The organism is Acinetobacter sp. CY81 (assembly GCF_059515925.1).
The window spans coordinates 262,034-274,801 of record NZ_JCAKNC010000002.1 but is presented as its reverse complement, the minus strand read 5'-3'; the positions used below and the strand labels follow the sequence as shown (position 1 = coordinate 274,801).

At 33.9% G+C, this 12,768-nt stretch carries 9 protein-coding genes and 1 pseudogene; 6 read left to right on the top strand and 4 right to left on the bottom strand.

The genetic code is table 11. The annotated features are described in order from the left end of the window. Positions 1-491: 491 nt before the first annotated feature. The 3 genes and pseudogenes from AC5YDM_RS03615 to AC5YDM_RS03605 all read right to left on the bottom strand — a co-directional run. A complete protein-coding gene (locus AC5YDM_RS03615) occupies positions 492-962 on the bottom strand; it encodes a transposase family protein (RefSeq protein WP_496150763.1) in 471 nt (156 codons plus the stop codon). Further along, positions 910-1,305, bottom strand: a complete 396-nt coding sequence (locus AC5YDM_RS03610) for a transposase family protein (protein WP_496150762.1) — start codon at positions 1,303-1,305, stop codon at positions 910-912. Before AC5YDM_RS03610 ends, AC5YDM_RS03615 begins: the two co-directional genes overlap by 53 nt. A 239-nt stretch (positions 1,306-1,544) precedes the next feature. Continuing rightward, positions 1,545-2,516: pseudogene (locus tag AC5YDM_RS03605) on the bottom strand (cation:proton antiporter); the annotation flags it as partial. 74 nt (positions 2,517-2,590) lie between these two features. Between AC5YDM_RS03605 and AC5YDM_RS03600 the strand changes: the two are divergent. From AC5YDM_RS03600 to AC5YDM_RS03585, 4 genes are read left to right on the top strand one after another with little or no spacing between them, the layout of a single operon-like run. Beyond that, entirely contained in the window at positions 2,591-4,006 is a 1,416-nt protein-coding gene (locus tag AC5YDM_RS03600; RefSeq protein WP_472583395.1) for a site-specific integrase, read from the top strand. Between the two features lie 3 nt (positions 4,007-4,009). Then, positions 4,010-5,785: a hypothetical protein gene (locus tag AC5YDM_RS03595; protein WP_496150761.1), complete on the top strand. Its 1,776-nt coding sequence runs from the start codon at positions 4,010-4,012 to the stop codon at positions 5,783-5,785. Then, complete coding sequence (locus AC5YDM_RS03590) at positions 5,785-7,725, top strand: hypothetical protein (protein ID WP_496150760.1); 1,941 nt, start codon at positions 5,785-5,787, stop codon at positions 7,723-7,725. The genes AC5YDM_RS03595 and AC5YDM_RS03590 overlap by 1 nt, the downstream gene beginning before the upstream one ends. Continuing rightward, the gene (locus AC5YDM_RS03585) at positions 7,722-8,117 is read left to right on the top strand and encodes a hypothetical protein (protein ID WP_496150759.1); all 396 of its coding nucleotides are present in this window, start codon (positions 7,722-7,724) and stop codon (positions 8,115-8,117) included. Before AC5YDM_RS03590 ends, AC5YDM_RS03585 begins: the two co-directional genes overlap by 4 nt. Before the next feature lie 355 nt (positions 8,118-8,472). Here AC5YDM_RS03585 and AC5YDM_RS03580 read toward each other — a convergent pair whose 3' ends face one another. After that, positions 8,473-8,700 (bottom strand): helix-turn-helix domain-containing protein, encoded by a 228-nt coding sequence (locus tag AC5YDM_RS03580; RefSeq protein WP_496150758.1) that lies wholly within the window; start codon positions 8,698-8,700, stop codon positions 8,473-8,475. 122 nt (positions 8,701-8,822) lie between these two features. Between AC5YDM_RS03580 and AC5YDM_RS03575 the strand changes: the two genes are divergently transcribed. Together AC5YDM_RS03575 and AC5YDM_RS03570 are read left to right on the top strand one after the other, a co-directional pair. Beyond that, on the top strand, positions 8,823-9,275 hold the full coding sequence (locus AC5YDM_RS03575) for a hypothetical protein (RefSeq protein WP_496150757.1): 453 nt from the start codon (positions 8,823-8,825) through the stop codon (positions 9,273-9,275). Positions 9,276-9,490: 215 nt separating this feature from the next. Further along, the gene (locus AC5YDM_RS03570; RefSeq protein WP_496150756.1) at positions 9,491-12,766 is read left to right on the top strand and encodes a helicase-related protein; all 3,276 of its coding nucleotides are present in this window, start codon (positions 9,491-9,493) and stop codon (positions 12,764-12,766) included. The last annotated feature ends 2 nt before the right edge of the window (positions 12,767-12,768 follow it).

The following is a 12,768-nucleotide window of genomic DNA, read 5'->3' as shown; positions in this document are numbered from 1 at the left end:
AAATTTTATTTTTATCGATCTTTCTAAATTTAAAAACATAAAAAGATAGACGCTATTATCTATATTTGAGATTTATATCACACTTTGTGAAATTTTTGTGCAAACTGGCCTGCGGTCAAAGGAGAATTTTGTAACCGACATTTCATTTCCGACATATGTTTATTTATTTCAGTAATTTAAAAACACTAGAAGATAATTTTTATCGTTATATTTTTAATATTAAAATCAAGAAATCAATCATTTACGTATAATTTTTAGTCTATTTTTTCAACATCAACAGATAACACCTTGCGATTAACAAAAAAATATGGTAGCAAGTAATATCCACATAAAATTCAATCGATACAATTTTAGTAATTATTAAGTTAGCTTAAATCAAAAATTCTGTCTAATCTACTTAGCAGCTAGGTTTTAAGAAATCAGACACCTAAAATTTATGTAAATAACACTAGCCAATAATAATTAGTTCAACTTTAGACTTCTTTCATAAGTCATTTTTCACTCAGTTCCATATTATAGATTCCAGCAATTAAATTGAATCTCAAACCCAGCCTTTTGCCTCGGTTACGATAGCGCTCCGAAAAAATTTTAAAAGTTTTTAAACGACCGAATACATGCTCAATTCCGATTCTTCTTTTATTGATTTCTTGATTATAGATTTTTAGCTCGGGATCGAGTTTGTAACCCTTTTTTGCTTTTGATGGCAATAAACTATCTGGATACACTGCATAGATCCCTTGATAGCCTTTATCTGCAAGAATAAAAGCACCTACAGGAACCTGATTTAAGTTGCGTTTGAAGAGCTTGAAATCATGTACTGCACCTCGACTCATACTTAAACTCAGAATTTGCTGAGTTCTATAATGAATGATGGCCTGAACTTTGAAAGTGTGGGTCTTTTTCTTGCCACTATAGCTTTTCTTCTGTTTTTTTAGGTCTTTGTATTGGAATTTCTGTCGCATCGACGATCACCACATTCCAATCAATACCTTCACCTTTAGGCAAATGCTTCGGTAAATTAAATAAATTGGACTTGATCAGACAATCCTCTACATAGCGGACGATTCTTGAGGCAGTAGGCTCTGACACACCATAACTTGTTGCAACATGAAATAAGGTTCTGTATTCACGCCAATAACTTAGGCATAGAAGAATCTGATCTTCTATGCACAATTTCGGAGGTCTACCATTAACAGAAACATGCATTTTCAGTTGTTCAACCATTAAATCAAAGGTTGACCATGAGATGCCTGTATATCGCTTAAACTGTGTTTCAGAAAGCTTTTTAGAATCGACGTATTTCATCCGCAAATTATGCATGAATATTTAAAATTATTGGGTACAAATAATCAGCATAAGGCAGATCATTTTTTGATTTATGAAAGAGATCTTTTCTAAAAACAGGTGAAAGTTGATTTAATCAAATTAAATTGCGCTATGTGACTCGATATTTAAAATAGAACATTTATTGGCAATTTTCGGTTTAAAAAAGTCCGAAATACACAATGCATTTCGGACTAGTCTCTTTTCTAATTTAAGCTTATTTAGAAATTATCAGGATTTTCTAAGCGTTTTACCTCTTGTACTTTATTTGGATGATGTACTGCAGCGACACCATCCTCCATTTTGATATCAGAAACTGCTTCTGGATTATAAATCGTTATAATTTCATTGCCTTTTGCATCTTCACCCACGATATATTTAACACCACTTCTGTTCATTTTATGACATAGGCGCTGATACCAACCTTTAAAACCTGTTTGCTCTTCATTTGGATTGTAATAAAAAGCATTCATGACAGGTGGTAAACCTAAACCACAGACTACACCTGAAAGTAAAACCACAATAAAGGTATATCCAATCAGAATACTGCTGTATTCAGTTAATTGCGGAAGGTTCGCTACCGCCAAAACAAGGGCCAGTGAAATCCCACCTCGTACGCCACCCCATGAAATAATTGCTAAACTACCGTTATAACTTTTCTTACGGAATGATGGAAAAAATGCAAAAGCGAGATAATTTGCGGCAAAACGAGAAACATGCAAAAGAATAAAGGCAACAACTCCACCAAAAATAAGACTAGCACTTAAATCTAAAATAAAGAGTTCTAGTCCAATTAAGGTGAATAAGAATGAGTTGATAATCCCTTCTACCGTATGCCAAAAATGATTAACCTCACTAATTTCTTTTTCTTTTAAGATTTCATTCCATTTATTCCCGACAATTAAACCACCAATAACACAGGCAATTGGCGCCGATGCGTGTGCAAATAAAGCCACAAGATATGAACCACAAGCCAATAGTGCTGTAGTTAAAATCAGAGACTCCATCTCATGCTTACCACGTAGGATTCTCAGAATCAGCCAACCAAAAGCTAAACCAATAATCACCGCGACCACAATTTCGTAAAATAGCGTTTGTAATGTTGCGATAAAACTAAATTTTTCACCTTTCAGTACATTTAAAAGCGTCATAAAGACGGCGATACACATCGCATCATTAAATAATGATTCGCCTACTCTATATTTACATATATAGAATTTTAGAGTATATTTTAAATATGGAATTATCACTAAAAAGTTAGTTACTCATGTTGCTAGAAGAAAATAGTTATAGAAGCAAAGCTGAATTACTTAAAATTAAAAACTTTAAGCTGGCTGAGTTGGTTCATGTAGAAGAAGATGCACAAGGAAATAAGATTCCTTTTTTCTTAAGTCAGCAAAAAGTATCAACACCAATCATGCCTATTATTATTCAAAGCAATGGGGAAGTTTGGGAAATCGCAAGCCTTTATTTCATCAAATATTTGGCAATAAATGGTAGTAGAGATTATAAAACACTACTTTCCATTGCATATGATTTGTTAGATTTCTATCGTTTCATTGAAGACTGTCAACATGACAATGTGAATTTTGATTGGTTATATTTACCACTTGAGGAAGAAGACCGAGTTATCAATCGATATGTTTCTAATTTAGATCGTCTATACCATCGAAACTTAATAAAAAGTTCAACTCGAAGTAAGAAAATAAATAGTGTTGTTAATTTCTATAAATTCAGTTTCAAACATAAATTATTTGATAAAGGCGTTATTAAAAATGGATTGCCTTTTCAGATTATTGCAAGAAATATTAGGACTGTTGACTCATTGGGTTTTAGTCAAATCAGAGAAGTTGAAACTACTAATTTAGCAAGACCTATTGCTAAAAAGAAAGATACTGTTGATGGGATTAAGGATGGTCGAGTGCTACACCCAATTGAACCTAAATACCTAAGCACTATTATGCAAACTTTGGAAAATCACCCTAGTAGAGCATTTCAACTTTTTTTTAAATTTGCCTTAGAAACAGGTGCTAGATCGCAAACAATTTCAACAATTCGAGTAAAGCATATAAAAGAAATATTAATACAAAAAACTGTTCTCGATAATAGATTAAAACTTACAGTGGGTAATGGCACTTCTATAGATTCAAAGTTTTCAAGTGAAATGGCAATCTATATCCCCTACCAACTTTGCTTAGATTTGATTGAATTCACTGAATCTCAAACATGGAAAGATGCTGCTCGACTAAGCTATTACGACTTAACTGATAATAACTATGTTTTTTTAACTAAAAGAGGAACACCCTATTACACGAGTAAGCAAGAAATTTATGAATTAGAGAATAGCTATCATGGTTTAGATCAGAATATTGCAGTTGGTGGAACACTCAAATCCCAACTAATATCTTTAATTAAAATGATTAAAGCAACGCACCCTGATTTCCCTAATTTCAGCCTACATGATTTACGTGCTACGTTTGCTCTAAATAGTTTGAAAAAGTGTATTGATCTAGGATGGAATAATTCTCAATCACTATTACACATTAAAAAGTTACTTGGTCATAAATCAACACAAGTAACTGAAAGGTATCTCAATTATTACCATGAAATAGATTTATATAATGGTGCTCAAAAGTCACTTGAGAAGCGTCTTTTAAACCCAATTAGTGCTCAAAAGGATTGATTTTTGAACTTATATACTGAAAGAAAAATCACGATTATAGATATAAAAGATCTTAGTGCTATTCGTGACTGTAAAATAGAAGAATTAGTTTTAAGCTATCAAATAAACAATAGAACACTTAAAAAAGATTATGGTAATCTTTGTTACTCTATATTTAAAAAACCTAGTTGGTCTAAACCATCATTGGTTATTGAAAGCAGCCTACAGAAATCAAGATGCAGTATTTTAAAAGAAGCATTATTAGCTTACATTATTAAAAATAATAATGCCGAATCAATTAAGAAAATGATTGCTAGTTCTAATGCAATATTTGAGTATATAAACAAGCACAATCCAACAATTGACCTTAAAAATAAATCTGAAAGTTATCAACTATATACAGACTATACCAAATATCTTATCTCAAGAGTTGTTTCTGTAGATAAGAAAAAATCACTCTCAAATTCTTATGCAAGTAACCTACAATGTATGCTTGCTTATATAATTTCAATTGCATTAGATACTGATGTTAATAATATTTTAATACGCTCAAAAACCATTCCCAAAGATTCAGTTGATGAAAGTCAATGGAATCACACTGAGTATGATATTGAATCATTCTTTTTACATAATATTTCAATTTTCTTAACAATTAAAAGTTTCTTGATGGAAGGTGGTACTTTTCCTATCTCCTTTAATTTCAAATATGACGATTATAAAATTGATTGTAATTTGAATTACAAAGGGTTGCGTTCCGTCGTTACGTCAGGCAAAACTAAAGATTGGTATGACAAACATGAAGACCTAGCAAACAAGGCTATTGCAGCCTTTATATTCTGCTTTACTTGCGTTACTGCTGCCAACCGTTCAAGTCTATTTTCAATCGAATCAGATAAGTTTGAAACAGTTCCGAGTTCACAAGGTAAAAGAACTTTTGCTAGGAAAAACCGAGCTAAAGGTGATGAAGTACCTATTGAATTTGGAATAGATTTTCTTCCCTACTTCAAAGAATATATTGAATTTCGTTCATGGTTGCTAACCAAATATTCAGAAGATTTTTTAGGCTCTTACGAGAATAATCTATTTATATATATCCCTAATAGCCGTTCTGAAAGTCGTGGCTATAACAACATCACTCCAATAACAGCAAATGCTTTAAACGCATATAAAAAATGGTTCACAACTAATTTTAGTGATAATTGGATTCCCCTTCGTGGAATACGCCAAATTATTTCAACGGAATTTTTAAGAACAACAAATTCCGTAAGGCTAGCATCATTAAAGTTAGGAAATAATTGGAGAACTTTTGTAGCTAATTATGGAAAAACAACCTTCGATGATTCTGCAAATGAAATGTCTGATGCTCTCGATACTATTTTCGGTAATATTTTAAATAATTCTTATATTTACAAGACATCTGAGATAGAAACAGTAACTATACCTATGGGGAATTGTTCAAATATCGAGAAGAAAAGTATAAATCCTGAAATAGCTATTACGCCTGATTGTAGGAGACCTGAATCGTGCTTATTCTGCTCAAACTTCATATTACACCCTGATAGAACAGATATTAAAAAATTATTATCTGTTCTTGATATGTTTAAGGCATCCAAGAAAAAAAATAATGAACAAGGTATTTTAATACAAGAAAGAATCATTCAAATACTAGATGATCTTCAAGCTTCTTTCCCTGAAACAAAAGAATTAATTCCTCTAATTCAAGATGAAATTGATGAGGGTGGTATTGATGAATACTGGGCTGAAATTTCAATGACCTTAAAATTATTGGAAACTCTATAATGAATTTATCTGAGATTTATGATAGAAAATCGCTTGGTGAAACTAACGATTACTACCCCAATAATAAAACAGTAATATCATCAGACATTGAGGGTAAACCTTTATCCCTGTTTAGTGATGATGTTTGGAATTTCTCCACATACTCAGGTGACGTTTTTTCTAGTAATATCTATTTTCTTTTGGAGGAGTTTAAAGCCCATCCTGATAAGAATTTAGTTGAAAATTTAAAATTAGAGTTTAAATTAATTTGTTATTCCCTATTGCACTTTAAACTAACAGCTAAGGGATATACCAAAGTAAGCACTCTAATAGGAGATATGACTCATGTTAGGTACTTCATCTTAATGTGCCTACAACTTAATGTAAGAGCTACAGAAGTTAGCAACAATACATTTGCGATAAATCAATTTAAAGAAGACCTAAAATTAATAAAGAAAAGCACTCAAAAGAAAAGAATGCTTGTTATGTATAAACTGCATAAAATCCGCCAATTCTTAACGGATCATACTTTTGGATTTTCTATAGATGTAATTAATACCATTTATGCAGCAGTAAAAAAACTACCTGATGATAAATCTCAAACACTTATTATCCCAAGCCATATATATTCAAATTTCATTCAGAATGGTGCGGATTTATTTAAGGAGTATCTTGAAATCCACGAAAACATCGAAGCGTGGCATAAGAATGTGGCAGAAATAAAGAATTATGGAAATACAAAGAGTCGATCAAGAAAAGGAATAGAGTTCTATGAAACTCTTGAGGAATATGCTCTGGTTAAATATTGTAATAAATACTCAATTAGCGATAAACAAGAGTTCATCTACCATATTAAAAATCTTCAATTTTATGCTTATTTCTATTTTTTGTGTTTTACAGGAATGAGAGAAACCGAAGGAATCTCTTGTGCATACGATGCATTCCAAAAGAAAGTCGTCAACAACAATGAGGTTTATACCGTTAGAGCTTATACAACTAAACTTGTAGGCATGAAACGGGTTTCTGCTCTATGGGTAACATCCAAAAACCTAGAATCTGCAAATAAAGTCGCTCAATCTATTTGTCGTATTGGATTAAGGTTAAAGAAACAGTGTTCTATAGATTCATTGATAGAATCGGAAGTACCTCTATTTTATTCTTTCTATCATAAAGATACCAATTCATCGAATTTATTTCCTGACTACGGTTTAACACAGATAGTTTTCGGTGATAACTTTAAGAAATTAATAACCAATTGTGTTGTAACCCAAGATGATTTCGATGAACTTGTAAGAGTTCAGCCATCAGCCGCTTTCAATGAGGATAAGGATATTGCTATAGGTAAGATGTGGTCCTTCACTCACCACCAATTTAGACGTTCTCTTGCTGTGTATTGTGCTAGAAGTGGGCTTGTTAGCCTTCCCACACTAAAAAACCAATTGAAGCATATTGAAGTTGATATGACAGCCTACTACGCTGATGGGGCTATGTTTGCAAAAGATCTTGCTAAACAAGACTTCATTACTGAGTTCCAAGATGAATTGCTCGAAGCTGAATGTGACCAGTATCTAGCAGATACACGAAATCAAGCGAACCCCTTGTTTGGTGGACATGGAACATGGCTTGAAGTCAATAAAATGAATGTAAGCACAGTTGACTTCCTTGAGGATCGTAAAAAAACACTGAAAAGTATGAAAGACAATCGCATTGCATATAAGCAAACTCCTTTAGGTGGATGCTCAATGAATGGCACTTGTGACAAACTCTCATTAGCTCATATTAGTGCTTGTGTTACATGCCCTAAAGCTATCTTCAATGATAGATCTGTGAAAGCTCTTTCTACACTAAAAACCTCTTTATCAAAAATCATTCAGCGATTTGATGAAGGCTCTCCGTATCGCCAACAAACCGATCTTGAAATTAAAGCAATTGATAAACTATTGGAGAAAGTAAGCGCATGAGTTCTAAACGAGTAAAACTGTATGAAGAAGCGTTACAACGCCTAATTGAGCAAGACAAAAGAATTTCATTTGATGCTGTTGCTTTAGAGGCTGGTCGTGAACGTGGAGCAATTAAAGGAAATGACCCTGAAATTGTTGAATTGAAAAACAAGATCACCGCAGCAAAAAATCTTCAAAAAATAAAAAATGGTGGTACAACAGATACTCAAAAGAATTCTGCTTTATTAAACGAAATTAAAGAACTTAAGGCAAAAATTAAAGAGTTAAAAGAGAAAAATGCAATTATGGCAGGTCAGATAAATAATCTAGTCCATGAAAACCATAAGATTAAAAACAAGTTATCCGAATATCAAAAAGGTAATCACTCTATTTTATCAATAGTTAAAGATTGATATTATCTGGCTTAGCAGAATTAATATTGTAGTCCTGACTGGCTTTGTTACAGAAACCTACTACTGAAGGCTTCTTCAACAATATAATTCTCTAATGAAAAAGCCTACACCCAACATCTACAGTACAACCAATTAGTTCACCTACAATAAAGCCTTGATCAGTCAAGAAAATATATCAATTTGGTTTGATTCAACCTATTGAGATCATAAAAAACATCACAAATTTGTGATGTTTTTTATTTCCAGTTAGAACAATTAAATTCATACTTTTATTGATTTTATATTGATCTAAATACACTTTAAAAAAGAGGCAAAGAATTGCTATTTTAATAAGGACATCTTTATATATCGTATCTTATAAGCTTTTCTCTAAGAACTTAATTATCGATATATCTAATACGTTCAACCAATCCTGTAGTTCCAATACATCAATTCTTCTGTCTAAATTTTCTACTTTAGCAACATATGACTGAGGCTTTTTTAAGGACGTAGCTAATTCTACTTGAGTAATCTTCTTTAACTCACGTATAGCAATAAGTTCTTGTATCAGTTTTCTATACCGAGGATCGTGTATTGAGCTCATAGCTCAAGATGTTGTACTATTAGTAGAAATATCCCAAAATAGGATATTTTTACTCATTTATGGTGATGCGGTAGATTTGTATGTATGTAAATCAGTCTCTTAAAAATTGTTTGGTCAAATTCTTGGCAACTACAGGTTTTAAGGAAAAAGAATTCAAGGATATCAGAAAGATGTTTATTGAAGCTTATCCAGAATTTAAGGCAAAAAAGTTTTATCAAAAAATCTATAAAACTGTTAGAGAGCTGCAAGAATGCGGTTTTGTATCAGTTGATAATTCAACATGTACCTATAAATATACATCAACGTATAGAAGTTGTGATTTGCTTAATTATTTATCAAAAGAGACTGCTTCATCTTCTATTCAAGAACAGTTATGTCAAGACTGTACTCGACTTGAAGAGGAGGTAGATAAAGTGAAATTAGAGATAGAAATATTAGCTAAATATATGCGTTTATATCCAATAATAGTTGATAAGATCTCTCGTTGTGTATTGGATGCGCAAATATATTTGAAAAGTCTTCAATCAGAAATCACTGTATTAAACAAACTCATAGGCTGTATTTCAAAAAATTGATGTGTAGTAAAAGTTTTAATTTCTGTGTACTCAATTGTCATCACATATTTTTAGTTCCAATGATGATGAATGGATCAGTTAACTTGCTTAAAGTCCCAGATATACTTTCTAAGAAATTTGAGATTCATCAGGGTGATGACAACTTCATGAAGTTTCACATATAAAATTTAAGGCTGCTATAATTTAGTATCTGTTATATTTTCTGCTTCACCCTTATGAAACTCATTGATAACATTAATAATATATTAGGCTCAGATATTGTAGAAAGTCTCAGTAGTAAGTCTAGTTTGAAGATCGCTGCTTCATACTTTTCCATTTATGCATATGCTGCTTTAAAAAAAGAATTAGAAAAGATCGAAGAACTGCAATTTGTTTTTACATCACCAACCTTTGTTGCAGATAATGTGACGGACAAACTGAAAAAAGAGAAACGTGAATTTGTCATTCCTAAACAAGATCGTGAAAGCAGTCTTTATGGGACAGAATTTGAAATTCACTTAAAAAATCAATTATCACAAAAGGCAATTGCTAAAGAATGTGCAGATTGGATACGACGAAAAGCAACATTTAAGTCGAATAACAGCAATGCACCGATGCAGGAATTTATCAGCATCCAAAAACCTGAGCAGTCCTTAACCTATATGCCAATTCAGGGGTTTACCCCGATGGGACTAGGCTTTGAAAAAGGCAATGCGATTTCCAATATGGTGAACTGCTTTGATGAGCAGTCGATGGTGCAAACCTATATTCAGCTATTCAATCAAATTTGGAATGATCCCTCAAAAGTTGAAGATGTCACCAGTGAAATTATTCGACACATTGAGTCTGTCTATCAGGAAAATCCCCCTGAACGCATTTATTTCTTAATGCTTTACAACATCTTCAAAGATTTTTTAGAAGATATCAATGCAGATGTGATGCCTAATGACCTGACAGGTTATCAAGATACCTTAGTATGGAATAAGCTGTTCAATTTCCAAAAAGATGCAGCAGTAGGCATTATCAATAAACTTGAAACCTATAATGGTTGTATCTTGGCGGATAGTGTGGGGTTAGGTAAGACCTTTACTGCATTGGCTGTGATCAAATACTACGAATTGCGTAACAAGAGCGTTCTGGTTTTATGTCCTAAGAAATTGGGAGCGAACTGGACGAATTATAACGCCAATCTAGTCACGAACATCTTTGCTAAAGACCGTTTTAGCTACGATGTGCTGTATCACACCGATCTTTCTCGCAAAGGTGGTGAAACCCTAGGTATAGATTTAGCGAAAATCAATTGGGGTAACTATGATTTGGTTGTCATTGATGAGTCGCATAACTTCCGTAACCGTGGCACGTTTAAGGATCGAGAAACACGTTATGACCGCTTAATGAATCAAGTGATTCGTCAAGGCGTGAAAACCAAAGTACTGATGTTGTCTGCTACACCAGTGAATAACCACTTTACTGACCTCAAGAATCAGCTCGCCCTCGCTTATGAAGGGAATGCAGCGTTATTGGAGAATAAGCTCGATACTGAACGTGATATAGAAACCATATTCCGTAGAGCACAAGCCAGCTTTAATGCCTGGGCAAAACTAGATCCTGCCCAACGAACAACTCAAGCAATTCTTAACCTTCTAGATTTCGATTTCTTTAAGCTTTTGGATAGCGTGACAATTGCTCGCTCAAGAAAGCACATTCAAACTTTCTATGACACCAAAGATATTGGACAGTTCCCTCAACGACTCAAGCCGATTTCATTCCGTTGTGCATTATCGACTGATCAGAATAGTGTTTCTCTGAATCAAATCTATGCAGATCTGTCTTTAATTAAGATGTCAGTCTATGCGCCAGTCAGCTATATCTTTCCAAGTGCTTTAAAAAAGTATGAAGAAATTTTTGATACTCGTGTAGAAGGCAAAGGTAAATTAAGACAGGTAGACCGTGAAAAAAGTTTACAGGCTTTGATGACGGTCAACTTGCTGAAACGCCTGGAAAGTTCTGTCCATGCGTTTAGGCTGACACTGAACGTTTTAAAGAAAAATATTGAAAATGTACTCGCTAAAATTGCGGACTTTGAAGCTCGTCAGGCGGATGATGAAGTCAGTATTTCACCCGACTTTGGCTATGATGAGGATGAAAATGGCGAATTGCTCAATACTGAAGACCTTATTGGCAATAAGCTAAAAATTCATTTGGCTGATATGGATCTGTTGAGCTGGAAAACGGATCTAGACGGTGATTACCACATTATTCTCGGTTTACTGCGAATGATTCAGCCGATTAACGCTGAAAAGGATGCAAAACTACAGCATCTTAAAGCGCATGTTGTTGAGAAGATTCATAACCCAATTAATGCCAATAACCGTAAAGTCATCATATTTACTGCCTTTGCGGATACAGCGAATTATATCTATGAGCATATTGCTCCGATTTTGCTGGAAACCTATGGTCTGCACAGTGCCAAGGTGATCGGCAGTGATAATACTTCAACGATTAAGACCAGAGTGGGAAGTCGTCAAAGTTATGATATGCAGGGCTTGCTCACTTTATTCTCTCCACAATCCAAGCAAAAAGCAGACATATTTCCTGAAGAGTCCAGAGAAATTGATATTCTGATTGCAACGGACTGTATTTCTGAAGGACAAAACTTACAGGACTGTGATTATTTGATTAATTTCGATATTCACTGGAATCCTGTACGCATCATTCAACGTTTTGGGCGTGTGGATCGTATTGGCTCATCAAATAGCGTAATTCAGCTCGTTAATTACTGGCCTGATATCAGTCTGGATGAATATATTAATTTGCGAGAACGAGTTGAGAATCGCATGGTGATCGTCGATATGACTAGTACGGGAGATGACAATGTTCTCAGTGCCCAAGCCAATGATATTGCCTATCGTCGTGAACAATTACAGAAGCTACAAACTGAAGTTTTAGACTTGGAAGATGCCAACACAGGGGTTTCAATTACTGATTTAGGGCTGAATGACTTCCGTATGGATTTGCTTGGTTATATGGAAGAGCATCCTGAATTGGAGCGATTACCGAATGGATTGCATACTGTTGTCCCTGCACAGCCAGAACTCGGTTTAAATGCAGGAGTAATTTTCACCCTAAGAGCACGTCATCCTGAGTCGCCTAACAGCCAAACCAACCGCTTATATCCATATTACTTAGTTTATATTAATCAAGGCGGTGAAGTCGTTTATGACTACACCCAAGCCAAATATTTATTGGATGTAGCACGTAAAGCATGTCGAGGAAAAGATCATCCGATTCCTGAAGCGTATGAAAAGTTTAATGAGAAAACCAATGATGGACGAGATATGAGCCAATATTCAGAATTGTTGGATATTGTGATTCATACCATTCAGGACGTAAAAGCTGAGAAGGATATTGATAGCTTGTTTTCAGGCTTGACTACATCAGCATTGGTAGATGTGGTTTCTGGATTAAACGACTTTGAGCTGATTAGCTTTATTGTGATTGAAGAATCTTGATC